We start from the raw sequence: 26,479 nt of genomic DNA on the forward strand, positions 1-26,479 counted from the left end.
ACATCTCCGAAGACGCCGCCGGCCTGCTGAACAAGACCTTCGGCACCGACGCCGTCAAGCGCGGCCTCCTCGTCGGCACCGCCACCATCACCGCACAGATCAAGTAACACCCCGCACCACCACAATCGGCCCGGACCACGCAACAGCGTGGCCCGGGCCGACGTGCGTTGCGGCTCGTGCGTCGAGCGGAACCGGGTGTCCCTGGCGGAACCGGGCATACCTGGCGGAACCGGGCGTACCTGGTGGAACCGGGCGTACCTGGTCGGTGCTTTCGACCAGGTACGCCCGTTCTTGCGAACCAACGCGCGCGATGGGAAAGAACGGGCGCACAGACGGACGGGAGGCCCAGCGCCAGCTGGCACCGGGCCTCCCGTCCGTCATGTGCGGACGCCGGGCCGGCGGCCGCCGTCGTTACGGGCTGGGCGACACCTCACGTGCTCACGTCCGCGTGGTCTGTCGCTCAGCGCGAAACACAGCCCAGCCCGCAGCTATGGGCCGGGTGCAGGCGGCTCGACGGCCGTGCCGGGAGGGACGGTGCCAGCTGACACCGGGCCTCCCGTCCGTCCCGTGGTGCGCCGGGCCGGCGGCCCCCACCGAGACTCGGCCCGCGGACAGGTTGCGGGTGCCGGGACGCGCGGTCTGTCCAGCGGAGCGAGGCTCGGCCAGCGACGGCGACGCGCGCAACGAGCAACGCCCCGACCGGACCGGTCGGGGCGTTGCTCGTGGTGGTGCCGATCAGCGGATGATCGAGATGTTGTCCGCCTGCGGGCCCTTCTTGCCGGGCCCGATCTCGTACTGCACGTGGTCGTCCTGGGCGAGCGGCCGGGAGCCGGTCGCCGCGACGATGCTGGAGAAGTGCGCGAACAGGTCTTGGGACCCGTCGTCGGGGTGGATGAAGCCGAACCCCTTGCTGTGGTCGAACCACTTGACGGTGCCCGTGGGCATGGCGGTCAGCACGGCGTCAGTGGATGCGCAGCTGCGCGACCATGGGGCACGCGAAGGGGTCGCGGGCGGCGAGGCCGACGCGGTTGAGGTACCGGACGACGATGCCGTAGGAACGCAGCAGCGTGGTCTCGGTGTATGGCACGTCGAGGGTGTCGCAGTGGTCACGGACGAGCAGGCGGGCCTGCTTCAGCGCCGGACGCGGCATCGACGGGAACAGGTGGTGCTCGACCTGGTAGTTCAGGCCACCCATCAGGAACGACACCCACCAGCCGCCACGGATGTTGCGCGACGTGCGCACCTGGCGGGAGAAGAAGTCGACCTTCGCGTCGTGGGCGATGGTCGGCATGCCCTTGTGGTTCGGGGCGAACGAGGCACCCATCATCACGCCGAACACGGCCAGCTGCACCCCGAGGAACGCGCACGCCATCCCGAACGGCAGGAACCAGAACACCACCGTCAGGTAGATCGCGAAACGGGCAACGAGCAGGGCGCCTTCGATGAGGCGGTGCTTCTTGTCGGCCTTGGTGCCGTTGCCGGTGACGATGGACATCACGGCGTAGCGGTGCAGGTTCAGGCCCTCGAGCGTGAGGAGGGGGAAGAAGAGCCACCCCTGGAAGCGCATGAAGGTCTTCATCGCGCCACCCTTGACGGCGGCGGCGTCCTCCGGCAGGAACCGGATGCCGTCGGGGGCGATGTCCGGGTCCTTGCCGACGGTGTTCGGGTTGCCGTGGTGGCGGGTGTGCTTGTTCATCCACCACGAGTAGCTGAGGCCCACGAGGAACGTGCCGAGCCAGCGGCCCGCGCGGTCGTTCCACTTCTGGGACTCGAACACCTGACGGTGCGCGGCTTCGTGCGACAGGAACGCGAACTGCGTGAACAGCACGCCCAGCGCGCCGGCCACGATCAGCTGGAACCACGAGTCACCCAGGAACGCGAACGCGACCCAGGTGAGGGCGAGGCTGCCGACGAGTGCGCCGAACAGTGCCCAGTAGAAACCGGTACGACGGCGCAGGAGGCCGTTCTCCTTCACCTGCGCCAGGAGCGCGGAGTAGGTCGAGGTGCCCTTGCGGGCCCCCGTAGCGGGACGAGTGCGGGTGTAACCCGGAGCGAGCGGAGTGGTGGTCATGTGGACCGCCTTCCGGTACGGATCGGTCCTTCAACCGGTTCGAGGGAGTTCACGCGATTGCGCTTGCGGCGACCCTAGGGGCCGAACTTGCGTGTTCACCGTGGTGTCCAGAACACGTTGCGCAGTGCACGAACTCAGCCCGCGTGGCGCTCCGGACCGTCCGCGCACCGACCGGACGATGCACGCAACGTCTGCCCCGGGTACTCCCCGAACCGACGGAAGTACGTGCCCGAGAACCGCCCCAGGTGCCGGAAGCCCCAGGCCATCGCGGCCTCGCTCACACTCGTCTCGTGCCGGCTGCTGGACTCCAGTGCCGCGCGCACCCGATCAAGCCGCATCCGCAGCAGGAACGTCATCGGCGAGACCCCGTGTTCCCGCATGAACGCCGTCTGCAGGGTCCGCGGACTCACGCCCACGGCGTTGCAGATGTCGGCCAGGCACAACATCTGCTCGCAGTGTCCGTCGAGGTAGGCCTCGGCGAGCTCGACCGTCGACGGCGTCACCGCGCGGCGGAGGACCGCGGGCGTCCGCACGCCGAAGGCTCCGAGGACGGCCTCGACCAGCGCGACCTGCGCACCGGTCCGGGCACCGGACGTGAACCCGTCGCGCGTCGCGGTGACGGCCACCTGCTCGACGCACCGGCGCAGGTGTTCGAGGGCCGCGACGGCGGGCTCAGCACCCCGCGTCGGCAGTTCGGACGCTGCTCCCAGCGACGAGCGCACCTGGTCGAGGAGCGACCGGTCGATGCTCACGAGCTGCAGCGTGCCCTTCGGGGCGCGCACCGAGAACTCCCCGGACGTCGGCATCAGGACGGGCGTGCCCGGGCGGGTCTCGAGGACGACGCCGTCCTCGACGGCGATGCGGACACCTCCGGTGCTCGACCACCCGACGACGATGCGGTCGATGGGCTCGAAGACCCCGGAGAAGCCGGAGGTCGCCGACGCCGTGACGAGGCTCACGCAACCGTCCCGTCGGGTCCGGTAGCGGAACCGGAACGGCAGCCGGAAGGCGTCGTCCTCGACGTCGAAGCGCACGTCACGGCCGTGCCCGGCCTGGGCGAGCACGCGCGCGGCGAAGGCCCGGTCGGTACCGGATCGTTCGGTGCGGCGTCGCTGCGCGTCGATCCTCGCGGTGACGGTCCGGGCGGCGTCGATCCCGTGGACCGCGGTCAGCACGGTGCCTCGTCGAAGCGCTGTCCGCAGCGGTGTTCGAACCAGGCGCGGGCGTCCTGCAGGCTCGCTCGCCGGTCGTGCTCGTGCAGCGCCGCCATGAGCGTGCAGTCGAACCCGTCCACCGTGCGCTCGATGAAGCCGAGGAGCATGTCGGGGTCCCCCCATGCAGCTGCGGCGTCGACCACCCGCCAGCACCCGGCGTCGACCGGCTGCACGCGGATGTCCGTCGGGTCCGTCGCGGCGAGCGCACGGATCCGATCGGTGTGGACGACCTGCTGCCAGACGGCGGCCTCGGCCATCACGGTCGTGGATCCCTGGCGGTGTCCCATCGCGCCCTCCCTGTCGGTTCGATGTGGCGCATCGCTTCGACCGCGATGCACGAGACACTTTCAGTATCGACAGGACGATTCCGGTCATGTCAGGGGTTGACTTCGTACCGCGCAAGGTGGATCATCCGTCGCCTCGATCGGTGCCCTGGGAGCGCGCCATCGGCGGGTCCCGTACGGTCGGCGCATGAGCGACGGGAGCAGCGCGACCCAGGACGGCCCGCCCCGACTCTCGCGTGCGGTCCGGGATGCGATGCGGTTCGTCCACGAGCAGGCTGCGACCCACATCACCGTCGCCGACGTCGCCGCGGCCGTGCAGCTGTCGCCGCGGAGCCTGCAGAAGCGGTTCCAGGCCGAGATCGGGCAGTCCCCCGGAACCTTCCTGCGCGCCGTGCGCCTGGAGGGTGTCCGACGCGACCTGCAGGAAGCCTCCGGTGCGCCGGACCGGCGGACGATCGCGGAGATCGCCGAACGCTGGCAGTTCAGCAACGCGGGCCGGATGGCTGCGGCGTTCCGTGCGGCGTACGGCATCGCGCCGTCGTCGGCGCTGCGGTCCTTCGTTCCCGAGGACGACGAGGACGGCGCACCGAGCCTGTCGGACCGGAACCAGCGGCGCTTCCGCCTGGTGCTCGACTGCGAGGTCGACGTCGACGACGCGAAGGCGGTGCTCGCCGGTGCCCTGCAACGCGCGGGGACCGGTCCGTGGCGGGACTACCGTCCGGACGGCGGCAGCGAGGACCTGATGGCGTTCCTGCTCGGCAACGCGGTGCGGACGGTGGTGCGTGAGACCTCCGGCGTGACGCTGGTGGCCCTGGACGCGATGCTCCGGGTGCAGGACGAGCAGGGGTCGTACCCGCCCGCAGAGCTGCCGGCCTGGCGCGCCGGCCCACCGCCGAACGTGCCTGCGCCGTCCGGATCGTCCGACACCGACCAGCGCGTAGGATCGAGAGACGGCAGGGAAGGCGCCCATGGATGACGCATTCGAGCGTGCACTCCGTGCGCTCCGGTCGGCAGAGATCGCCGACGACGAACTCAGTCGGCCGTTCGCGCTCGCGCTGCCGATGGGCGGTGTCTCGATCTCGACCTTCGGTGACCTGTGCCCGAGCGAGACCGTGTCCGCGACCGACGAGGTCGCCACTCGCGTCGACGAGATCCAGTTCGACCTGTCCGAGGGACCCTGCTGGACCGCGCTCGCGACCGATGCTCCAGTGCTGGAGACGGATCTCGTGCAGCGTCCGAACGCCGCGTGGCCTGCCTTCAACGATGCCGTCCGGAGCGAACCCGTCGGCGCGGTCTTCGCGTTCCCGGTCGCCTTCGGGCCGTTCCCGCTCGGCGCGGTCGATGTGTACGTGCCGGAGCCCGCGACGATCGAGGACGACACCGTGCGGCAGGCCATGACCCTCGCCTCGGCCGTCAGCCGCCGGGTCCTGCGCCGCGCGCTCCGCTCCATCGCGGACGAGGACGACGCCCTGCTCGACCGCAGCCCGTCGTCGCGGCGCGTGGTGCACCAGGCCACCGGGGTCGTGCTCGCGCAGCTCGACATCAGCCCCGAGGACGCCTACCTGCTGCTGCAGGGCCACGCCTTCGCCCGCCGGACGACGATGCGGCGGGTGGCGGAGGAGATCCTCGACGGCACGGTCCGGTTCGAGAAGCGAGGCGACCTGATCGAGGAGGTCCAGTGACGACGGCAGGCAGAGAAGCCCGGATCCTCGAGACGTTCACGTCGCTCGCCGACACCCTGGTGGACGCCTACGACGTCGTGGAACTGCTGCAGACCCTGGTCGAGACGTGCGCCGACGTGCTCGGCATCGACGCCGCGGGCATCCTGCTGGCGAACGACGACCAGGAGCTCGAGGTCGTGGCCTCCACCTCCGAGGCGACCCGTCTCGTCGAGGTGCTGCAGCTCGATGCCGAGGCCGGCCCCTGCATGACCTCGTTCGCGACCGGACGGGTCGTGACGTGCCCGGACATCGAGGTCGCCCCGGCGGAGTGGGCGATGTTCCGCACGGGTGCGCTCGCGCTCGGGTTCCGCTCCGTGCACGCCGTCCCGCTCCGGCTGGGGAGCAACGTCATCGGCACGCTCAACCTGTTCGGGGCCGGCGTCGGTGCCCTCGCGGAGTCGGACCTGCGCGTCGCCCGGGCCCTGGCGGACGTGGCCACGATCGGCATCCTGCACGAACGCTCCCTGCGCGAGCACGAGGTCGTCCGCGCGCAGCTGCAGCGGACCATCGGGTCGCGCGAGGTCATCGAGCAGGCCAAGGGCGTCGTGTCGTACCTGCGCGGCGTCTCGATCGAGGACGCCTTCGCAGTGATCCGGGGGTACGCGCTCGAGCACCACGAGCCGCTCTCCGAGGTCGCCCGCGCGATCGTGCAGCGCCGACTCGTCCCCTGACGACCGCGGGCGAGCAACCCCGACCGCGGGCGAGCACGCACGACCACGGGCGAGCACCCACGGCCCCCTCCGCCCGCTACGGTGAGCGGATGGGCAAGGTCACGCTGCAGGACGTCGCCGCACACGCCGGCGTCTCGATGAAGACCGTGTCCAACGTCGTCCGCGGCTACCAGCACGTCAGCGACCCGATGCGCAGCCGGGTGCAGGCCGCGATCGACGAGCTCGGCTACCGCCCGAACGTCTCGGGGCGGTCCCTGGCGACCGGACGCTCGAACATGCTCGCCTTCGCGTTCCCCGACCTGCGGCGTCCGTACTTCGCCGAACTGGCCCACGTGTTCTCCCGGGTGTGCGCCGACCGCGGCTACCAGCTCCTGCTCGAGGAGACCGGCGGCGACCCCGACGGTGAACGCTCAGCGGTGCGGGGACGCGAGGCCGGTGTGGTCGACGGGGTCGTGATCCACCCGCAGGTGCTCACACCCGAGGCCATCGACCGGATCCGCGGGGACACCGCCGTGGTGTTCCTCGGCGAGGACGTCCGGCCCCCGCACGCCGACCAGGTCGTCATCGACAACGCCGGGGCCGCCACCGAGGCCGTCGCGCACCTGGTGGCGCTCGGCTGCCGCCGCATCGGGTTCTTCGGGCACGAGACCGGCCCGTCGTCGCGCACGTCCGGACTGCGTCTGGACGGCTACCGCGCCGGACTCGTCGCCGCGGGCCTGCCGCTCGACGACGCGTTGCTGGTCCCCCGCGAGGTCGGCGACGCCGCCGGTGCCGAGGTCGCCTTCGGTGCCGCGCTCGACGCCGGTCTCCGCGTCGACGGGCTGCTCTGCCGTGACGACCTGGCCGCACTCGGGGCGCTCCGGGCGATGCGCCTGCGCGGCCTGGACGCCCCCGGCGACGTCGCCGTCGTCGGGTGGGACGCGGTCGGACTCGGGTCGAGCCTGGTGCCGAGCCTGACCTCCGTCGCGCCCGACACGGTGGCCCTCGCCGACACCGCGCTCGACCTGCTGGTCGAGCGGATGGACGGCTCCGACGTCCCCGGCCGGCTGGTCACGGTCGGCCACCGCCTGCTCGTCGGCGAGAGCGCGCCGTACGCGGACGGCACGTCCGACCGGGCGGCGCACCAGCGCTCGTGAACGGCGGACGGGAGGCCCGTGGCGGTGCGGCCACGCGCCTCCCGTCCGCCGTTCCCCCGTCGACTGCCGTCAGCGGCCTGCGGGAGCCGACTCCCCCGGGTGCACGCTGCCGAGCAGCTCGACGACGACGTCCCGCAGGGCGTCGGGCAGCCCGACGGTGCCGAGCTCGACGATGCGGTCCGCACGCGGCAGGTCCTTCGCCACGACCTCCCACGCCTCGAGCTTCTCCGGGTTGTCGGCCTGCGCGCCCTCGAGGACCCACCGCACGGCCTCCCGAGCGTCGACACCGACGACCGGAGCGCCGACCAGCGTGACCGATCCGCCCGACGCCGAGTCGACGGACAGGTCGACCGAGAACCGGTCGGCCGCACGTGCCGACGTCGGCTGCCCGTCGGCCGGCGCGGCGAGGAACGTGATCCGCCAGTCGCGGTGGGCGGGGACGACGTCGAGGGCCCCGGTGGTGGCGTGCACCCGGAACTCGGCGTGCGCTGGGTCCCAGGTCAGGCGGGTCCGGGCGGTGCGGCTGCCCTCGCCCTCGTGGTCCTCGACCAGGGTGAACTCGCCGGTCGCACCCGGTGCGACGAGGACCTCGAACGCCGTCGGGTTCACGGTGGCGTCGAGCTGGTCGGCCGCGGCGAGCGGCAGGATCCCACCGGCGCGCAGCAGGACCGGCACCGTGTCGAGCGTGCGGTGCAGGTCGACGAACCGGTCACCCGCGTACACCGTGCCGGTGAAGACGTCGGTCCAGGTGCCCGGCGGCAGCCAGGCCCGGGCGACCCCGTGCCGGCTGACCGGGTCGCGCGGTGCCACGATCGGGGCGACGAGCAGCTCCGAGCCGAACGCGTAGGTGTTCGGCACCCGGTACGCCTCGTCGCGGCGCGGCTCCAGGTGGTAGAGCGGCCGGACCAGCGCGGTGCCCTCGGCGGTGCCGTGGTTCATCGTGTGCAGGTACGGCACCAGGCGGTGACGGAAGCGGAGTGCCTCCCCCATCGCGGCGCGGGCCTCGGCCGGGAACACCCACGGCTCCTTGCGGATGAACGGGTTGTTGGCGGAGTGCAGGCGCATGATCGGCGAGAACACCCCGAACTGCACCCAGCGGGTGGCGAGTTCGTCGTCGCGGACGCCGCGGGTGTGGCCGCCGATGTCGTGGCTCCACCAGGGGTAGCCGATGTTCGCGGCGGTGGCGGTGAACTCGGGCTGGAACGCCAGGGACGCCCACGACACGACGGCGTCACCGGAGAACCCGACGGCGTACCGGTGGCTGCCGGGGCCGGCGTAGCGCGAGAAGGTCATGCCGTCGACGGGGGCCGGGACCGCGGTTGTGTCGGTGTCGGTGTCCGCGGTGGTGTCTGTTTCCGCGGTCGTGTCGGCGGTTGCGTCGCCCGACGCCGCGTGTCGCGCCGAGTCGAGCAGGTGGAAGTGGTTGAGCAGCCACAGCGGGTCGACCCCGGGCAGCCCGGTCTCACGGCCCTGCTGCCAGTCGATCCACCAGAAGTCGACGCCCTGCTCCTCGAGCGGGCGGTGCAGCTGCTCGAAGTAGGCCTGCAGGAACCGCCGGTCCGTCGGGTCGAACGGGATCGGCTGCTCGGTCTCCGGGTCGACGCCCATCGCCCGCGCCACCGCGGGGTAGGCGTCCTCGAACGCCCGCACGCCGTCGGCCGGGTGCAGGTTCAGCGTCGTGCGCATCCCCCGGCGGTGCAGCTCGGCGAGGAAGGCCTCGGGGTCCGGGAACAGCGATGGCTCCCAGGAGTACCCCGTCCAGCCGTTGCCGAAGCGCGGCGGGACCGAGTCCACCCGGTGCCAGTCCATGTCGATGACGGCGACCGAGAACGGCAGGTCTTCGTCGGCGAAGCGGTCCAGCAGCTCGAGGTACGAGGTGTCGCTGTACGGGTGGTACCGGCTCCACCAGTTGCCGAGTGCCCACCGCGGCATCCGTGAGGGCGGCCCGGAGACGGCGTGGTACGTGCGGAGCGCGGCGTCGTAGTCGCGGCCGTACGCGAAGACCGTGACGTCGCGGCGCCCGGGGACCCGTGTGCCGATCCAGCCGTCGTCCGCGAACAGGAACGACTCGCTGTCGTCGAGCGCGGTGATGCCGTCGCGGGCCAGGATCCCCGACTCGAGCGGCATCCGGCCGTCGACGTCGTCGAGGGTGCGGCCGGTGCCGCCGAGGTCGCGCGGCTCCTGCCCCCAGCGCCAGCGGTTGGCGTCCGGACCGGTGGTCTCGACGACCAGGCCGCTCGGGCTGAAGGGGCGGCCGTCGTAGCGCAGGCGGGCGCGATCCGTGGTGACGACGACGCCGGCGGCGGTGCCGGTGCCGTCGGCGGCGGCCGTCCGCTCCACGGTGAACGCCGGCACGGGCAGGCGGCGGCGCATCGCGAAGGTCGACGCGCGGTCCTCGAACCCGCCGTCGTCGCTCCACTCGATGCGGAACGCCCCGGCGTCGAGCACGGTGATGCGCCAGTGGTCGCCGGTGACGACGGCCGCGGGGTCGGCGACCGGGTCCGACCCCGGGAACGGACGGATGGTGGGGAGGACGGCGCCGGTGGTGCCGGTCGTGCTGGTGCCGGTGGTGCTGCTGCTCACGTGGTGCCTCTCAGCTCTTGACCGCGCCCTGCGTCACGCCGCTGATGACCCAGCGCTGCGCGAACAGGTAGACGATGATCGTGGGCGCCATCGCCATCAGGTACGAGGCGAAGGCGACGTTGTAGTTGGTGCCGAACTGACTCTGGAAGATGTTCTGCACCACGGGCAGGGTCTGCAACCCCGGATCCGCCGTGATGAGCGACGGCATCATGAAGTCGTTCCACGATGCCAGGAACGCGAAGATGCCGACCGTCGCGTTCATCGGGCCGAGGAGCGGCAGGATGATCCGCCAGAAGATCTGCCACGTGGACGCCCCGTCGATGCGGGCGCTCTCCTCGAGCTCGACCGGGATCGACCGCAGGTACGCCGAGTAGAGCAGCACGCTGAACGACAGTTGGAACATGGCGTGCAGGATCCCGACGCCGATCGGGTTGTCGAGGCCGATCTCGGCGGTCAGCTTGATCTGCGGCAGCGCCACCACCGGGAACGGCAGGAACATCGCCGCGAGCAGGTAGACGAACGAGTACCGGAAGAACCGCTTGTGCCAGTTCCGGACGATCGCGTACGAGGCGAACGAGCTGAGCAGCAGCGTCGCGACGACGGTGAGCGCCGCGACGCCCAGGGACACCGAGAAGGACACCGGGAACCGGGTCAGCTGCCAGGCCTCGGCGAACGAGCCCGGGTTGAACGGGAACGGCAGCGAGAGCGCGTTGCCGTCGACGGACTGCTCGGTCGTCTTGAACGCCATCGAGAGCGTCACGTACAGCGGGATGAGCACGGTCAGCGACGCGAGGCCGAGGACCACGGTCAGCGTCCAGTTCGTGCCACCCAGTCGTCGGCGGGGGCCGCGGCCGGAGCGACCGGTGCCGCCGGTGGTCACGGCGCGGGTGTCGGTCGGGGGTCGTGTGTCGATGGCGGTCATGCGAGTCGCAGGTTCCTTCCGCGGGTCGCCGCGAGCTGCAGCACGGAGATGAGGACGGTGATGATGAAGAACACGGTCGCGTTCGCCATCTGGTAGGCGTAGTCGCCGCCGGTGAAGCCGCCGAAGATGGTCATCGCGACGCTGCTCGTCGCGCTGCCGGGGCCGCCGTTGGTCAGACCGACGATCACGTCGTAGGCGCCGAGGTAGCCCTTCACACCGAGCACGGTGTTGATGACGATGAAGCCGCCGAGCAGCGGGAGCGTGATCGAGCGGAGCTGCTTCCAGCCGGTCGCGCCGTCGAGCGCACTGGCCTCGTACAGCTCCTCGGGGATGGACGTCAGCCCCGCTGTGTAGATGAGGAGCGCGCCGGGCACGGTCTGCCAGGCGGACACGATCACGATCGCGAGCCAGGCGAGGTTCGGGTCGCCGAGGATGCTCTGCTCGAGCGGGCCGAAGCCGACGCTCGTGGCCAGGGCCGGCACGGTGTTCGAGAACAGGAAGTTGAACACGTAGGCGACGATGATCCCCGAGATCACCATCGGGATGACGAACACCGACCGCAACCCGGCGGCGAACCGGATCTTCTTCGCCAGGGCGATCGCCAGGGACAGCGCGACGACCTGCGTGACGACGACGGTGACGGCCGCGAAGCCGAGCGTGAACCCGTACGACGCCAGGATCGCCGGGTCGGAGACGAGCGCCTTGTAGTTCTCGACGCCGATGAAGTCCCACTGCCCGAACCCGAGGTAGTCGGTGAAGCTGTAGAAGACGCCGACGCAGGCGGGGGCGACGACGAACGCCGTGAACAGCACGAGGGCCGGCACGAGGAACAGGTAGTACATGCCCTCGGTGCGGCTGAGTGAACCGACACCGCGGGAACCCACACGCCGGTGCGTGCGGGCTGCGTCGGTCGCCGGACCGGAGGTGTCCGGGTCGGTGTCGCGGGAGAGCGGGGTCTGCATGGTCATGGTGACTCCTGTGTCCTGGTCCGGCTCAGACCGTCGCGGAACGGCCGGCGAGCCGCCGCCAGTCCGAGTCGAGCCGCTGCAGCATCGAGGTGAAGTCCCCGCTCCGGATCGCCGACTGCAGGTAGTTGCCGAGCGGGATCGACGTGGGGATGAAGGTGCCGGCGCCCTGGTAGAACGCGGCGTCGTCGACGTACTGCTGCAGGCCGGCGAGGCGCTCGTCCTGCTGCGGTGGTGCGTCGATGCGGGGCGAGTACGCCAGGTTGTCGCGGTTGTAGGCGTCGATGACCTCGGGCTGCATGAGGAACTCGACGAGCTCCTTCGCCTGCTCCGGGTGCTCGGACGCCGTGGGGATCCAGAGCCCGAGGTCGATGTTGACCCGGGCCTTGCGGTCGCCCGGGTCGTTCGACACCGGCAGGGCGAAGGTGGCGACCGGCAGCTTGTCGTCGATCAGCGCGATCTGCCCGAGCGCCCACGGGCCCTGCAGGTACATCGCGGCCTCGCCCTTGCCGAACGCCAGGTTGCCGTCGGCGTAGGCCCGGGTGGCGTGGTCGCGGTTGAAGAACGACGAGATGGTCTTCGCGCGCTCCATCGGCACCGCGAAGTCCTTCTCGAACGACACCTCGGAGTCCGGGCCGACGTCGGCGCCGAGGGCCTTCATCTTGCGGAAGAACGAGCCGGTGTCGACGAGGCTGCCCACCGAGTAGTCGAACAGGCCCTGCCAGAGCGTCCAGGTGTCCCGGTCGGTGGCGTAGATCGGCGTGATGCCGGCCTTCTGCAGGGTCCGACAGACCTCGACGAACTCGTCCCACGTCGTCGGGACCGGCAGGTCGTGCTCGGCGAAGATCCGCTTGTTGTAGATCACCCCGGCCGCGGCGAGCGAGTACGGCAGCACGCTCGTGCGGTCCTCGAACTTCGCGTACTGGTTCGTCAGGGTGTCGATGTCGGGGCGGACCCGCGCCGCCGACGGCAGGTCACCGAGGTCGCTGAGCACGCCGCGCGAGATGTACCGGGCGAGCTCGAGGTTGTCGTTGAAGCAGCCGACGTCCGCCGGTTCACCGCGCACGAACTGCGGGGCGATGGCCGCCGTGCTGTCGTGCACGACCGACAAGCCGGTGTGCTCCCCCTCGAACTTCCGCAGCAGCTTGTCGAAGTACGCGATGACCTCCTGCTTCTGCTCGTAGAAGCGGAGCGTCGTGGCTCCACCGGCGGCACGCCCCGGGGTCGCGCACCCGGCGAGCGCCATCGTGCCGAGTGCGATGCCACCGGCCGCGCCCGCGAGGAACCCCCGCCGGCTCACCGCCGCCTGGAGTGTTGCGGTCCTGCTTCCCACCATCGGGTCTCTCCCTCGTCGCGCATCGTCGCGCAGGCTCCTGTTTACAGCGCTGTAAAGCGTACGTCAACGTTGTAATCGCATGTGGCAGTAGTCGGTGCACCCTACGGACAGGAGGCACGGTGCCAGCCCGCCCCGCGCCTCCCGTCCGCCGCGCAGCGCGTCCACCGCCGCGCGCCGCCGCCCACCGGGACGGACACGGCACGGAGCTGGCAGGATCGTCTGATGGCTGAGGACGAACGGGACATCGCACTCCGGGTGGGGCACGAGGAGCTCCGCATCCGCGGGGTCTACGAGACCATCAGCATCATCAACGACGTGATGGTGGCGCTCTGGTTCATCGTCGGTAGCGTCCTCTTCTTCTCCGAGACCACCACGACGGCCGGCACCTGGCTGTTCCTGATCGGGAGCGTCCAACTGCTCATCCGTCCCGTGATCCGGCTGTCCCGGAGGCTCCACCTCGGTCGGGTCGGCCGGGGGAACCCCACGGAGTCCGCGCGCGATTTCTGAACCACGACACGCCTGGGCGAACACACAGGAACGCGAGCAGGCACCATGGAGGGATGGCAAGCACCACTCCTCCCCTGCCCGGACCCGTGACCACGACACCGCAGTTGCGGCGGTGGGTGTTCTGGCCCGCCGCCGTCATCGTGCTGGGGTTCGTGGCCTTCACCCTGATCTCCCCCTCCACCGCCGAGGCGCTGTTCCTCGGTCTGCAGGACGGCATCGTCAAGAACTTCAGCTGGTACTACGTGCTGATCGCCGCGTTCTTCGTCGGCTTCTCGCTGTTCGTCGGCTTCAGCCGCTTCGGTGACATCAAGCTCGGCAAGGACCAGGACGAGCCCGAGTTCTCGACCGGTTCGTGGTTCGCACTGCTCTTCGCCGCCGGCATGGGCATCGGCCTCGTCTTCTACGGCGTCTCCGAGCCACTCAGCCACTTCGCCTCCCCGCGCCCCGGCGTCACCGGCACCGAGAAGGAGCTCGCGCAGCAGGCACTGACCCAGACGTTCCTGCACTGGGGCCTGCACGCATGGGCGATCTACGTCGTCCTCGGCCTGGCCCTGGCGTACGCGATCCACCGCCGGGGTCGCCCGGTGTCGATCCGCTGGGCCCTCGAACCGCTGCTCGGCAACCGCGTCCGCGGCGGCTGGGGCAACCTGATCGACGTGATCGCCCTGGTCGGCACGCTGTTCGGCGTCGCGACCTCGCTCGGCCTCGGGGTGATCCAGATCGGCGCCGGACTCGAGAGCGCCGGCATCGCCGACAGCAGCATCGTCAGCCAGATCGCCATCATCGCGGTCATCACGGCCGTCACGATCGTCTCGCTCGTCACCGGTGTGACCAAGGGCATGAAGATCCTGTCGAACTTCAACCTGCTGCTCGCCGCCGCACTGCTGCTGTTCGTGCTCATCGTCGGCCCGACGCAGTTCCTGCTGCGGGACTTCGTGCAGTCGATCGGCTCCTACCTGCAGAACATCGTCGGCCTGTCGTTCAACGTCACCGCGCAGCAGGGCGCCGAGGGCGAGGCCTGGCAGGGCGCCTGGACCACCTTCTACTGGGGCTGGTGGATGTCGTGGGCGCCGTTCGTCGGTGTCTTCATCGCCCGCATCTCCAAGGGCCGCACGGTCCGCCAATTCGTGTTCGGTGTCCTGCTGGTGCCGACCGCGCTCACGTTCCTGTGGTTCGCCGTCCTCGGTGGCACCGCGATCCACCGCCAGACCGACGGTTCGGGTGGCCTGATCGGCTCGGACGGCTCGGTCGACATCGAGGGCTCGCTGTTCGCGGTCCTCGGCGACCTGCCCGCCGGCATGGTCCTGACCTACGGCGCGATCCTGCTCATCGGCGTGTTCTTCGTGACCTCGTCGGACTCCGGCTCGCTCGTCATGGCGATGATCGCGTCGGGCGGTGACATCGAGCCGAAGAACTGGCTGCGGGTCTTCTTCGCCGGTGTCGCTGCGCTGCTCGCCGTCGCCCTGCTGCTCAGCGGTGGACTGAACGCCCTGAAGACGGCGGCGATCACGACCGCGTTGCCGTTCAGCATCGTCCTGCTGCTCACCTGTTGGTCGACGATCATCGCCTTCACCCGTGAGCGCCGTGCCTACGACAAGGCCGAGCGCGAGGTCCTGCTCGAGCACGTCGGCGCCTACTACGGCCTCGAGGTCGAGGCGCCGACCGAGCGTCCGGCACGGTCCGGCCTCGGCCGCCCCTGGGCCGCGGTGAAGAACCGTGTGCGCGGCGGCCGCGGAACCGCGGCCCCGACGGTGGGCGCGGGCGCGCTCGACGAGTTCCCGGTGCGGCCCGAGTCGATCTCGGCTGACCCAGCGGTCGACCCGAGCCTCGACGCGCGACCGGCAGCGGACGACGGGCCCGCGACGGAGCAGCCGGAGCGCTGACGGGCGGTCGACGCGACCACCTGACAGACGGGAGGCACGGTGCCAGCTGGCACCGTGCCTCCCGTCCGTCAGTGCGTCAGGTGTCGGTCCGTGCGGACGCGACCTCGAGGGTCACGACGACCGCCACCACGGCGAGCGCCGTGACCGGCAGCGACACCGCCGGCACCGCGATCGACGCGAGGACGACGAGCACCAGGGCCACCACGACGGCGTTGGCCCGTGCCGACAGCGACGGCCGGATCGCGAGCGCCCAGATCGACAGCACGAACACCGCGACCGGCACCGCGACGGTCGCGGCGACCGAGGCGGACGACAGCGCGACGTGTCCGGCGGCGGCGCTGACGGCGACCTCGATGCCGGCGGGCAGGGCACCGGCGGCGGCGAAGACGAAGTAGTGGCCGTAGCCGAACACGAGCGCGGTGGGCAGCGAGCGGATGTGTGCGTGCTGCTCACGGGAGAAGTAGATCCACCACATGCCGACGGTGATCACCAGCCCGCACCCGGCGAGCGCCAGCAGGGCTCCGAGGTGCTCGGTGTGCGCGAGGGCGTCGATCACCGCGCCGGCCGACGCCACCAGTCCCTCGCCCAGGACGATGAGGGTGAACAGGGAGAACCGCTCGGCCAGGTGCCGGGTGTGCCACGGGGCCGTCCCCGTCGAGGTCTGCGCCCAGATCGGCACGGACAGCTCGGCGAGCACGAGGAACGGTGCGGCGTACCCCCAGACGTCGTCGGGCAGGGCGAGTGAGACCACCCAGAGCAGCTGCACGACCGTGATGCCGACGGCGTGCAGGATCGCTGTCCGCCGGTACCGGGTGGAGGACGCGGCGGCGCGGATCCACTGCCCGACCAGGGCCAGCCGCATGACAACGTAGCCGATGACGCCGATCGTGAAGTCGTTCTCGACCATGGCCGCGTGCACCCCGGCGGCGAGGACGAGCACCCCCGCCATCTGCACGAAGGTCATCACCCGGTAGAGCCAGTCGTCGGTGTCGAACGACGTGGCGAACCAGGTGAAGTTCATCCACGCCCACCAGATCGAGAAGAACACCAGCCCGTAGGCCAGGACGGCGGAGGCGACGTGTCCTTCGAGCTCGATCTCGTGCAGGTTCGTCGCGGCGAAACCGACCGCGACGACGAACACCAGGTCGAACAGGAGCTCCAGCGGGCTCGCGGCACGGTGTCGCTGGTCGGGGTCACGCGGCACCATCCGGCGCAGTCCGATGGTCGGCATGGGGCCAACGGTAGGGCATCCCCAGAACGCGGACTGCTGACGGCGGGACCGGCCCTGCCGATCTGTCCGTGTGCAGGCCCCGCACCACCAGACCAGCCCGTCTCGGCCGTGGACGTCGTGTCCGGCCGAACCCCTCCGACAGGAGTCCCGGTGACCTCACCGCGTCCCGCCGTCCGTCCCAGGTCGTTCCGCCGAGCGGCCGTCAGCGCCACCGCCGGCGCACTGACCGCCACAACGCTGCTCGCGTTCGCCGTCACCCCGGCGCACGCCGCGACCTCGGACACCCCGCGCTCACCGGCCGATCCGACCGCTGCGGTGGCCGCACCACAGGAAGACCCTGGAGGCTCGTCCCGCGTCGGTCCGGCCGCGGACGGCGTGCAGGTGGGTTCCGGCTCCTACGCGCCGGCCCCGCCGGACGAGATCACGGACATCGCGGACGTGCGGAAGACGCTCGACCAGGAGCTGTACATCGACCCGTCGAAGGCCGGCGAGCCGGTGCCGACGAACCAGTGGTGGACGGACCTGCTGGTCAGCAAGTACTCCGGCGACATGTGGGCGTACCCGTTCGTCTCGTCGAACAGTGCCGCGGGCACGAAGCTCACGATCCCGACGCGGTGGAACAACGACGGCACGGCGATGCGCCTGGAGTCCCCCGTGACGGTGGGCGGGACGGTGGAGCCGACCCCCGACGCGAGCGACCGCACCCTCGCCGACTTCGAGGACGGCCTGCCCGACGGCTGGACCGCGACCGGTGACGCCTTCACGGCCACCGCCACCGGGACGGCCAGCGGGCAGAGCGCGGTCTCCGGGTGGCTCGGCGGACGCTTCCTGAACTCGTTCAGCGACGAGGACGGCGACGGCGCGACCGGCACGCTCACCTCGCCGGCGTTCACGATCGACCGTTCGACCCTGGCGTTCCTGGTCGGCGGTGGCCGGCACCCCGACCACGAAGCCGTGCAGCTCCTGGTCGACGGCGACGTCGTGGCGAGCAGCACCGGGACGGACAGCGAGCAGCTGCGCTGGGACAGCTGGGACGTCTCCGCCCACCGAGGGCAGTCCGCGCAGCTGCGGATCGTCGATGACCTGCGTGCCGGGTGGGCACACGTGCTGGTCGACCAGGTCCTGCTCACCGACGCCCCGGACGGCCTCGCTGACCGCTTCGCGACCACATTCCGGGCGAAGCAGGCCGATGCGCTCCGCTGGGGCGACTGGAACGTCAGCTGGCGGATGCCGCAGGACGGCCCGGGCGGGCAGTACATGGACGTCACGAGCGTGCAGGGTTCGCCGTACGAGTGGTTCGAGTTCTACGGCATGACCCCGCGCCTCACCCTGCAGGACGGTGCCGAGATCACCGACGGGGACGGCGAACCGCTCGACCTGCCGGTGACGACGGACCGGTTCGAGATCCGCCAGGACGGCCACGTCTTCGGCGTGCACGCCCCCGACGGGACGACCTTCACCCGTGTCGGGAACGCGCTGGAGGTCTCATCCGGCACGCCCTACCTGGTGCTCAGCGCGGTGCCCGAGCAGGGGCTGTCCCTCGACGACCTGCACCGCACCGCCTTTGCGGTCCCCCGTGACACGACGATGACGTACTCGTACGACCCGGCGGCGGCGAACGTCCGCCAGCAGTGGTCGATCCGCACCGACACGCTGCAGGGCGACGACCACGACACCGTGCAGGGCTGGCTGCAGCACCAGTACGCCGACGCCACCACGAACCTGCGCTTCACCGGCGCCACCTACGAGACCCCGCGCGGCACCATGCGGACCACCGTCGGCCACGACGGCTGGACCCTGGACTACGCGTTCACGGGCATCACGCCGATCGGTGCCACGCCCGAGGCGGTCGGCGACGACCCGTACTCCGAGCAGGTCATGCGCGAGTACCTGCACGACTACGCCGCGAAGACGACGTACGGCGGGGACACCTACTGGGGCGGCAAGGACGTCCTGCAGCTCGCCGAGTACATGACGATCGCGCGGCAGATCGGTGCCACCGAGGACGCCCGGACGCTGCAGGACACCCTCGAGCGCGCCCTGACCGACTGGTACACGTACACGGACGGCGAAGCGGAGCACTTCTTCGCGATGTACCCGACGTGGAAGGCCCTGATCGGGTTCGCCGACTCCTACGGGTCGGCCCAGTTCAACGACAACCACTTCCACTACGGGTACTTCGCCGTCGCGACCGCGATGCTCGGCCGGGTCGACCACGAGTGGGCCGCGAAGTACCAGGGCATGGCGACGCTCGTCGCGAAGCAGTACGCGAACTGGGACCGCGACGACGCCCGGTTCCCGCACATGCGCACGTTCGGCGTCTGGGAGGGCCGGTCGAACGCCGGCGGCGTGTCGTCACCCGGCGGCAACAACCAGGAGTCGTCGTCCGAGGCGATCCAGTCCGAGGCGGGGCTCTTCCTGCTCGGCTCGGTCCTGGGCGACGAGGAGATGCAGGCCGCCGGTGCGGTGCAGTACGTCACCGAGCGCGCGGCCGTCCGCGACTACTGGCAGAACGTCCGCGGCAACCCCGCCTCGGCGTCGTACGACGGCAACGGCGCGTTCCCGGACGAGTACGAGCACGGGCAGGCGGGGATCCTGTTCGACTCCGGGCAGGCCCACGCCACGTACTTCTCCGGCGACCCCGCCTGGATCTCCGGCATCCAGTGGATGCCGATCGCCCCGTGGTTCGACTACTTCGGCTGGGACCCGGGCTTCTCGAAGGCCCTGATGCGCGAGATGATGGCCGCCCGCCCGGAGTCCATCGGGCAGGCCGGCGTCACCGACGGCAACGCGGCACGCATCCAGATGCTCACGAAGAAGTGGTGGGGCGTCGGCAGCTACGGCGACGTGAAGATCACCCGCGACCGCCCGGCCGCGATCGGTGAGTTGCAGGACGCGATCCGCGCGGTCGAGACGAACCACCCCGGGTACATCACCCGACGAACCGCGGCGAACCCCCTGTACGTCCCGGCCACCGACACCCTGCTGGTGAGCGTGGAGGACGACGGACGGGTGGTGTTCCCGGACCGGTACTGGACCCCGGAGAACCTGCCCGACTCGCTGGTGCCCACTGAGCTCGACGGTCCCACCGCCGACCGGAAGCCCCAGGACTGGCCCACGCCGTCCCCGCTGATGCCGTTCCTGGTGGACGACTTCCGCGCCGACACCGCGACCATCGACCAGCTGTACGGCGTCGACCTCACCGACCACACCCCGGGCGAGGACACCGAGCACGCCGCACGGGTGTTCAGCGGCATGGGTGACGCCCTCGGCAACGTCGTGCTCGGGTTCCTCGGGCAGTACGACCCGGACACCTACGCCGACGTGCACGCCGCACTGTGGGCCGCCGACGACCCGGCCGTGACCGGACAGTCGATGGCTGGCCTCGTCTACCACCAGGCGATGTCGAACCGGACCGTCGGCACCGAGGTCACCGACCGGCACACCTCGGACCCGCTCAGCCAGGTGTTCCGCGCACCGGACGGCACGATCAGCTACGTGCTCGACAACCCCGACACCGTGCAGCACACGTACGACGTCTACGAAGGCACCGAGGTGATCGGCCAGATCGCGGTCCCGGCCCAGACGCAGATCACGTCGCACCTGGACGCGCGGCTCACCGAGGTGGTCGTCTCCACCCAGGGCGCCCCGAAGACGATCGTCCCCGGCGCGACCACGACCTTCACCGCCACCGGCTACGACCAGTACGGCGCCACCGTCGCGCTGGACGAGGTCACCTGGTCGACCGACACCGGCACGATCAGCGCCGATGGCCTCCACCGCGCATCGGAGCGCGCGGAGCAGGCGACGGTCACCGCCACGATCGGCGGGGTGCACGGGTCGTACGCCTTCCGGGTCGCACCGGCACCGGTCCTCACCGGGTTCGACGTCACGCCCGGCTTCGACCGGCTCGTCGTCGGGACGCCACAGCGGTTCCGTGCCGCCGGCCACGACCAGTACGGCGACCCGGCGGCCCTGCCCGCCGACGTCACCTGGTCGTTCACCGGTGCCGGAAGCGCCGGGACCGACGGCACCGTGACGACCACCGCCGCGGGCTCCGGGTACGTCGTCGCGACCGGTGGCGGTGTCGAGGGCTCGGCGGTCGTCGCCTCGGTGACGTCGATCCCCGACGCCGCAGCGGCTGCCGACGTCGACGCGAGCTCCTCGGACGGCGGGAACGTCGCCGGGAAGGCCGTCGACGGGGACCGCAGCACCCGGTGGGAGAGCGCGCACGGTGTGGACGAGGTCGACTACACGATCGACCTCGGGCGGCTGACCGACGTCGACACCGTGCGGGTGGACTGGGAGAACGCCGCCGCCGCACGGTACGTGCTGCAGGTCCGGGACACCGCCGACGACCCCTGGCGCGACGTGCGGACCGTCGACAAGACCACCGCCGACGCGGACACGGTAGCCGTGGGCGAGACCGCCCGGTTCGTGCGCCTGCACCTGACCGACCGCCTCACCGGGTACGGGTACTCCATCTGGGAGGTGCACGTGTCCGGCACCCCGGCGGCCTCGACCGTCGACGTCGAGGACGTGCTCGTCGCACCGCGCAGCGCGACCGTCCGCACCGGTGACACGGTCCGGATGGCGGCCTACGGGTTCGACCACGACGGGTTCGGCGGGCGGCTCGCCGCGGACCGTCCGGAGTGGACCGTCGACGGTGGCGGCGGGGTCGACCGGGACGGTGTCGTCACCGCAGCGGCCGAGGGCGGTGTGACCGCGACGGTCACGGCCACGGTGCCAGGAGCATCCGGGACGGCCACCGTCACGACCCTCGCCGAGGCGACCGACGGTGACGACGACGGCGGAACGGCACCCGCCCGCTCTCGTGACATTGCCGCCGGCAAGCCCGTCACCACCTCGTCGGACGAGCGCGGCGACCTGTCCGGCGGCAACGCGGTGGACGGCGACGACCGGACCCGGTGGGCCAGCGCAGCACGCGACGGTGAGTGGTTGGCGGTCGACCTCGGGCAGGTCGTGCCGATCGACCAGGTGCAGCTCGACTGGGAGGCCGCGTGGGCCGAGGCCTACCGCGTCCAGGTCCGCGACGACGAAGACGCCCCCTGGCGGACCGTCGCGGAAGAAGCCCACGGGACCGGCGGCGAGGTGACCCACCGGTTGGAGGGCGACGACGTCACCGGCCGCTGGGTCCGGGTCGTCGCAGACCGCCGGCACACCGCGTTCGGTGTCTCCCTCTGGGACCTCCGCGTCACCTCGACGCAGGGCGAACCGACGCCGGACCTGGCACGACGGGCGACCGTGTCGTCATCGGCCGACGAGGGCGACGGCGTCCCCGCACGGAACGCCGTGGACGGCGACCCGGGATCGCGCTGGGCGAGCGGGCACACCGACGACCAGTGGCTCGCCGTCGACCTCGGCGCACCGCACCGGCTGCAGGGCGCGGTGCTCCGGTGGGAGGACGCCTTCGGACGCTCCTACCGGATCGAGGCGCGGAACGCGGACGACGACGGGTGGACGACGCTCGCCACCGAGACCGACGGTGACGGCGGGACCGACCGGCACGCCCTGGACGGCTCGTGGCGGTACGTCCGCGTGCACGGTGTCGAACGGGCGACCCCGTACGGCTACTCGCTGTACGACCTCGAGATCCGGTAGCCGGGGCAGCACCCGTCGGACGACGCCGCCGCGGTGCGGTTACGTCGTCCGACGGATGCCCCCGACCGGCCGGACCACGGATCCTGGCGGGACACCACCCGCACCACGTCAGGAGCACGGACCATGACCAGCACCCCCCTCGAGACCCTCGGCATCATCGGCGCCGGCAACGTCGGCGCGCAGATCGCCCGCCGCGCGATCGCCGTCGGTCTCGACGTCGTCCTCGCGAACTCCCGCGGGCCCGAGACGCTCGAGTCCCTGATCGACGAGCTCTCCCCCGGTGCCAGAGCAGCCACCGTCGCCGACGCCGCCCGGGCCGGTGACGTGGTCGTCGTCTCGATCCCGATCAACGGCTACCGGGACCTGCCGGCCGAGGCGTTCGCGGGCAAGGTCGTCGTCGACACCGGCAACTACTACCCGGAGTTCTTCGGACCGGTGGACGAGCTCGAGCAGGGCGCGGTGCCGACCACCTCCGAGCTGCTCCAGCAGTCGCTGCCGGATGCTCGCGTCATCAAGGCGTTCAACAACCTCGGCGCCGCCGACGTCACCACGGACGGGTCCCCCGCCGGAACGCCGGGGCGCCGAGCCCTGACCGTCGCCGGGGACGACGCGGACGCGAAGGCCGTCGTCACCGAGCTGCTCGACCGGTTCGGGTTCGACGTGGTCGACGTGGGACCGCTGAGCGAGGGCTGGCGGTACGAACGCGACCAGCCGGCGTACGGCGTGCGGCACGACCGGGCCGGCATGACCGCCGCTCTGGCGGCAGCGGCTCGCCGCTAGCCCGCCGCCGTCACCCGGGCGCCGCCTGCGCCTCGGGGTCGTCCCGCACCGCAGCCGCGACGAGGGTGTCGAGCAGCCCGGGCCAGCGCGCCTCGAGCGCGTCCCGGCGCAGCTGCACGGCGTGCTCGCGTCCCGTCACACGGGTCCGGGTCAGTCCGGACTCGCGCAGCACCTTGAAGTGGTGCGAGAGCGTCGTCTTGTGGATGTCGAGTCGGTAGTCGGTGAGGTTGCACGGGTGGTAGTCGCCGTCCGACAGTCGCTCGATGATCACGAGTCGCGCGGGGTCACCGGCCGCCCGGAGCACCCGAACGAGTTCGAGGTCGTCGACGTCGGGCAGCGGGAAGGGGTCGTGCCCGACCTTCGACTCTTCGTTTGACATGCATCAAACCTATCAGGAATGATCTCAATGGTTTGATGCTTGTCAAACAAAGCCGAGGCAACGACCTCGGAACCGAAGGAGTGACCACCGTGCCCACCACCACCGACCCCCGCGTCACCGACAACCGTGCCGCGATCCGCGCCGACCGACCGCCCATCGGCCGCATCGCGATCGTCACCGCGGACCGCGTCGAGGACGTCGAGTTCTTCTACCCCTACTACCGGTTCGTCGAGGCCGGCTACGACGTCGACGTCCTGACGCCCGACGGCGGGACCGTCACCGGGTACGTCGGCCTGTCCCTGCGGACCGGGCTGCAGCGCGTCGCGGACGCCACCGCCGAGCACTACGACGCGGTCTTCATCCCCGGCGGCCTGGCCCCGGCCGAGGTCCGGACCGTCCCCGAGGCCCTGGCGTTCCTCCGGGACTTCGCCGCCACGGGCCGACTCATCGGTGCCGTGTGCCACGGACCCCAGGTCCTGGCCTCCGCCGGGCTGGTCGACGGACGCAGCCTGACGTCCTGGCGCGAGGTCGCCGACGAGGTCCGTGCGGCCGGCGGCACCTGGATCGACGAGCCGGTCGTCGAGGACGGCCAGTTCGTCACCGCCCGGAAGCCCGGCGACATGCCGCAGCAGCTGGCCCGGATCCTCGAGCGGCTCGCCACGGCACGGACGGAACGCGACGATGTCTGATCCCGTCCGCACCCCCTTCTCCGCGTCCGCCACCGCGGCCGACGTCCTCGCCGACGTGGACCTGCACGGCCGCCGGTACCTGGTGACCGGCGGCGCCTCCGGCATCGGCGCGGAGACCGCCCGCGCCCTCGCCGGTGCCGGAGCCGAGGTCGTCGTCGGGGTGCGCGACACGGCCCGCGCGGACGCGGCGTTCGCCGACCTGGAGGCCCGTGGCCTGGTCGTGCCGCGTGCGCTCGACCTCAGCGACCTCGGTTCCGTGCGCCGCTTCACGGACGCGTGGCAGGGCACGGTCGACGGGGTGGTCGCCAACGCCGGCGTGATGGCCCTGCCCGAGAAGCAACTCGCGGCATCGGGTTGGGAGATGCAGCTCGCGACGAACCACCTCGGCCACTTCGCCCTGCTGCTCGGGTTGCGGGAACACCTGTTCGCCGCCGGGTCCGCCCGGGTGGTGACGGTGAGCTCGACCGCGCACCTGCGCTCCCCGTTCCACTTCGAGGACCCGCACTTCGCCGTGCGTCCGTACGACCGGTGGGCCGCCTACGCGCAGTCGAAGACGGCCGACGTGCTCCTCGCGGTGGGCGTCGCGGACCGCTGGGCGGAGCACGGCGTCACCGCGAACGCGGTCATGCCCGGCTGGATCACGACCCGGCTGCAGCGTCACCTCGACGACGCGACGCTCCGGGCGATGGGCGCACTCGACGACGACGGCAACCGGATCGAGCAGCCGTTCTTCAAGACCGCGGCGCAGGGCGCGGCGACGTCGGCACTGCTGGTCGCCTCCCCGCTGGTCGCCGGCGTGACCGGGCGGTACTTCGAGGACAACCAGGAGTCGCCCGTGCTCGACGACGGCACCGGCCACGACCGCGGGGTGGCGCGGTACGCGCTGGACCACGGTGCCGCGGAGCGGCTCTGGACGCTGGGTTCCGGATACGTCACCTGACGGATGCTGCCGGGACGGGCCTCCTGTCAGCGTGGAGCACGCCACGCACCATCCGTCACCAGCGACCCACGAGGAGCCCACCATGACCGGAAACCCGAAGCACATCGCCCTGGAGCCCGCCGCCCAGGAGTTCGTCGACGCGACGTCGAACCCGCCGTTCCTGAACGACCTGCCGCCCGCCGAGGGACGCAAGGCGGTCGACTCCGTGCAGGACTCCCCGATCTTCAAGCCCGAGGTCGACGAGGAATGGCTGGAGATCGAGGGCGGTCCCACCGGCACCGTGAAGATCCGCCTGGTCAAGCCGGCCGGCACCACCGCGAACCTGCCCGTGATCCTGTACGTGCACGGTGCCGGCTGGGTCTTCGGCGACGCCCACACCCACGACCGCCTGGTGCGCGACCTCGCCATCGGGTCGAACGCCGCCGTCGTGTTCCCGGAGTACGACCGCTCCCCCGAGGTCGGCCACCCGGTCGCGCTCGAGCAGTCCTACGCCGCAGCCCAGTGGGTCGTCAAGGAGGGCGGCGAGAAGGGGTTGGACGCCTCGCGCTTCGCGGTCTCGGGCGACTCGGTCGGCGGCAACATGGCGATCGCCCTGGCGCTCCTCGCCGCCGAGCGCGGGGACGTCGAGTTCGTGAAGCTCGTCGCCTTCTACCCGGTGACGAACGCCGCGTTCGACACCGGCTCGTACGAGGAGTTCGCCGAGGGCTACTTCCTCACCCGTGCCGGCATGCAGTGGTACTGGGACCAGTACACGACCGACGAGGCCGTGCGCGCCCTGCCCACGGTGTCGCCGCTCCGCGCACCGCTCGAGGTGCTCGCGACGCTGCCCGACACCCTCGTCATCACCGGTGAGGCCGACGTGCTCCGCGACGAGGGCGAGGCCTTCGCGGCACGCCTGCGCGAAGCCGGCGTCAAGGCGACGAACGCCCGCTTCGGCGGTATCGTCCACGACTTCGTGATGGTGAACGCACTGCACGACACCGAGGCCGCGAAGCACGCGCTGATGCTCGCCACCGCGTCGCTCCGTGCCGCCCTTGCCTGAGCAGGAGCGTGCCCGCGCGAGCACCCCGGAGACGCTCGAGACGCTCGTCGCGCGCGAGGAGATCCGGACACTGCTGGCGACCTACGCCCGCGGAGCCGACCGACGCGACGCCGTGCTCGAGGCGTCCGTGTTCACCGAGGACGGGGTCGTCGCGCTGTACGAGGGCGACCCCTCCTCGCACGAGCCGGTCGACACGATCCACGGTCGGGAGCACCTGGCCGAGACGTTCGCCGGACTGATCGCCCGGTACGAGGTGACGACGTACCTCAACGGTCAGTCCATGATCCGGTTCACGGGACCCGACACCGCCGACGGCGAGACGTACTGCGTCGCGTTCCACGTCCTGCACGACGGCGGCGAGCGGGTGCTCCTGACGATGGCCATCCGCTACCTCGACCGGTTCGTCCGGGTCGAGGGCGGGTGGGCGATCGGGCACCGGGACCTGGTCTTCGACTGGACCGACCGGTCCCCGTCGCACACGTGACTGAGACCGCCACCGCACA

Annotated in this window: 22 protein-coding genes; 12 read left to right on the plus strand and 10 right to left on the minus strand. The window is 71.2% G+C overall.

The genetic code is table 11. From position 1 onward, the window contains the following. Window positions 1-735: 735 nt before the first annotated feature. The 4 genes from DEJ05_RS02160 to DEJ05_RS17950 all read right to left on the minus strand — a co-directional run bounded on the left by DEJ05_RS02160 (window position 736) and on the right by DEJ05_RS17950 (window position 3,572). Entirely contained in the window at window positions 736-945 is a 210-nt protein-coding gene (locus DEJ05_RS02160) for a cold-shock protein (protein WP_071405807.1), read from the minus strand. A 16-nt stretch (window positions 946-961) separates the two neighbouring features. Then, the gene (locus DEJ05_RS02165) at window positions 962-2,071 is read right to left on the minus strand and encodes an acyl-CoA desaturase (RefSeq protein WP_110864824.1); all 1,110 of its coding nucleotides are present in this window, start codon (window positions 2,069-2,071) and stop codon (window positions 962-964) included. Window positions 2,072-2,205: 134 nt separating this feature from the next. Next, window positions 2,206-3,246 carry a helix-turn-helix domain-containing protein gene (locus DEJ05_RS02170; protein WP_181440625.1) on the minus strand — a complete coding sequence of 347 codons (1,041 nt, stop codon included), beginning with the start codon at window positions 3,244-3,246 and terminating at the stop codon, window positions 2,206-2,208. Further along, the gene (locus DEJ05_RS17950; protein ID WP_181440626.1) at window positions 3,240-3,572 is read right to left on the minus strand and encodes a hypothetical protein; all 333 of its coding nucleotides are present in this window, start codon (window positions 3,570-3,572) and stop codon (window positions 3,240-3,242) included. Before DEJ05_RS17950 ends, DEJ05_RS02170 begins: the two co-directional genes overlap by 7 nt. A 184-nt stretch (window positions 3,573-3,756) precedes the next feature. Between DEJ05_RS17950 and DEJ05_RS02175 the strand changes: the two genes are divergently transcribed. The 4 genes from DEJ05_RS02175 to DEJ05_RS02190 all read left to right on the plus strand — a co-directional run bounded on the left by DEJ05_RS02175 (window position 3,757) and on the right by DEJ05_RS02190 (window position 7,097). Continuing rightward, window positions 3,757-4,545, plus strand: coding sequence for a helix-turn-helix transcriptional regulator (locus DEJ05_RS02175; protein ID WP_111038951.1), 789 nt, complete (start codon window positions 3,757-3,759; stop codon window positions 4,543-4,545). Further along, window positions 4,538-5,251: a GAF and ANTAR domain-containing protein gene (locus DEJ05_RS02180; protein WP_111038950.1), complete on the plus strand. Its 714-nt coding sequence runs from the start codon at window positions 4,538-4,540 to the stop codon at window positions 5,249-5,251. The genes DEJ05_RS02175 and DEJ05_RS02180 overlap by 8 nt, the downstream gene beginning before the upstream one ends. Next, the gene (locus DEJ05_RS02185) at window positions 5,248-5,961 is read left to right on the plus strand and encodes a GAF and ANTAR domain-containing protein (RefSeq protein WP_071405801.1); all 714 of its coding nucleotides are present in this window, start codon (window positions 5,248-5,250) and stop codon (window positions 5,959-5,961) included. The genes DEJ05_RS02180 and DEJ05_RS02185 overlap by 4 nt, the downstream gene beginning before the upstream one ends. An 89-nt stretch (window positions 5,962-6,050) precedes the next feature. After that, on the plus strand, window positions 6,051-7,097 hold the full coding sequence (locus DEJ05_RS02190) for a LacI family DNA-binding transcriptional regulator (protein ID WP_111109624.1): 1,047 nt from the start codon (window positions 6,051-6,053) through the stop codon (window positions 7,095-7,097). Window positions 7,098-7,166: 69 nt separating this feature from the next. Here the strand turns inward: DEJ05_RS02190 and DEJ05_RS02195 are convergent, their stop codons facing one another. Genes DEJ05_RS02195 through DEJ05_RS02210 form a run of 4 tightly spaced genes read right to left on the minus strand, consistent with a single transcriptional unit; the run spans window position 7,167 to window position 12,867 of the window. Continuing rightward, on the minus strand, window positions 7,167-9,680 hold the full coding sequence (locus DEJ05_RS02195) for a TIM-barrel domain-containing protein (RefSeq protein ID WP_111109625.1): 2,514 nt from the start codon (window positions 9,678-9,680) through the stop codon (window positions 7,167-7,169). Window positions 9,681-9,690: 10 nt separating this feature from the next. Further along, window positions 9,691-10,602, minus strand: a complete 912-nt coding sequence (locus DEJ05_RS02200; protein WP_111038946.1) for a carbohydrate ABC transporter permease — start codon at window positions 10,600-10,602, stop codon at window positions 9,691-9,693. Next, window positions 10,599-11,570, minus strand: a complete 972-nt coding sequence (locus DEJ05_RS02205; RefSeq protein ID WP_111033103.1) for a carbohydrate ABC transporter permease — start codon at window positions 11,568-11,570, stop codon at window positions 10,599-10,601. The genes DEJ05_RS02200 and DEJ05_RS02205 overlap by 4 nt, the downstream gene beginning before the upstream one ends. Window positions 11,571-11,595: 25 nt before the next feature. Further along, on the minus strand, window positions 11,596-12,867 hold the full coding sequence (locus DEJ05_RS02210) for an ABC transporter substrate-binding protein (protein ID WP_111109626.1): 1,272 nt from the start codon (window positions 12,865-12,867) through the stop codon (window positions 11,596-11,598). Between the two features lie 258 nt (window positions 12,868-13,125). On the opposite strand from DEJ05_RS02210, the gene DEJ05_RS02215 reads away from it, so the two are divergent. Then, entirely contained in the window at window positions 13,126-13,410 is a 285-nt protein-coding gene (locus tag DEJ05_RS02215; RefSeq protein WP_111030383.1) for a YrhK family protein, read from the plus strand. A 53-nt stretch (window positions 13,411-13,463) separates the two neighbouring features. Next, the gene (locus tag DEJ05_RS02220) at window positions 13,464-15,293 is read left to right on the plus strand and encodes a BCCT family transporter (RefSeq protein ID WP_258375306.1); all 1,830 of its coding nucleotides are present in this window, start codon (window positions 13,464-13,466) and stop codon (window positions 15,291-15,293) included. A gap of 76 nt (window positions 15,294-15,369) precedes the next feature. Here DEJ05_RS02220 and DEJ05_RS02225 read toward each other — a convergent pair whose 3' ends face one another. Further along, complete coding sequence (locus tag DEJ05_RS02225) at window positions 15,370-16,524, minus strand: low temperature requirement protein A (protein WP_181440627.1); 1,155 nt, start codon at window positions 16,522-16,524, stop codon at window positions 15,370-15,372. A 150-nt stretch (window positions 16,525-16,674) separates the two neighbouring features. Here DEJ05_RS02225 and DEJ05_RS02230 point away from each other — a divergent pair, with 150 nt between their 5' ends. Together DEJ05_RS02230 and DEJ05_RS02235 are read left to right on the plus strand one after the other, a co-directional pair. Further along, complete coding sequence (locus tag DEJ05_RS02230; protein WP_111109627.1) at window positions 16,675-22,146, plus strand: discoidin domain-containing protein; 5,472 nt, start codon at window positions 16,675-16,677, stop codon at window positions 22,144-22,146. Between the two features lie 33 nt (window positions 22,147-22,179). Next, window positions 22,180-22,926 (plus strand): NADPH-dependent F420 reductase, encoded by a 747-nt coding sequence (locus tag DEJ05_RS02235; RefSeq protein ID WP_111109628.1) that lies wholly within the window; start codon window positions 22,180-22,182, stop codon window positions 22,924-22,926. Between the two features lie 10 nt (window positions 22,927-22,936). On the opposite strand, the gene DEJ05_RS02240 is transcribed toward DEJ05_RS02235, so the two are convergent. Then, window positions 22,937-23,305, minus strand: a complete 369-nt coding sequence (locus DEJ05_RS02240) for a helix-turn-helix transcriptional regulator (protein WP_111038941.1) — start codon at window positions 23,303-23,305, stop codon at window positions 22,937-22,939. Between the two features lie 89 nt (window positions 23,306-23,394). On the opposite strand from DEJ05_RS02240, the gene DEJ05_RS02245 reads away from it, so the two are divergent. The 4 genes from DEJ05_RS02245 (at window position 23,395) to DEJ05_RS02260 (ending at window position 26,460) form a co-directional block, all read left to right on the plus strand. After that, the gene (locus tag DEJ05_RS02245) at window positions 23,395-23,994 is read left to right on the plus strand and encodes a type 1 glutamine amidotransferase domain-containing protein (protein WP_220035445.1); all 600 of its coding nucleotides are present in this window, start codon (window positions 23,395-23,397) and stop codon (window positions 23,992-23,994) included. After that, a complete protein-coding gene (locus tag DEJ05_RS02250) occupies window positions 23,987-24,934 on the plus strand; it encodes an SDR family NAD(P)-dependent oxidoreductase (protein WP_111087479.1) in 948 nt (315 codons plus the stop codon). The genes DEJ05_RS02245 and DEJ05_RS02250 overlap by 8 nt, the downstream gene beginning before the upstream one ends. An 82-nt stretch (window positions 24,935-25,016) precedes the next feature. Then, complete coding sequence (locus DEJ05_RS02255) at window positions 25,017-25,976, plus strand: alpha/beta hydrolase (protein ID WP_111030389.1); 960 nt, start codon at window positions 25,017-25,019, stop codon at window positions 25,974-25,976. After that, window positions 25,969-26,460: a nuclear transport factor 2 family protein gene (locus DEJ05_RS02260; RefSeq protein WP_181440628.1), complete on the plus strand. Its 492-nt coding sequence runs from the start codon at window positions 25,969-25,971 to the stop codon at window positions 26,458-26,460. The genes DEJ05_RS02255 and DEJ05_RS02260 overlap by 8 nt, the downstream gene beginning before the upstream one ends. The last annotated feature ends 19 nt before the right edge of the window (window positions 26,461-26,479 follow it).

Source organism: Curtobacterium sp. MCLR17_045, assembly GCF_003234405.1.
Lineage (GTDB): Bacteria > Actinomycetota > Actinomycetes > Actinomycetales > Microbacteriaceae > Curtobacterium > Curtobacterium flaccumfaciens.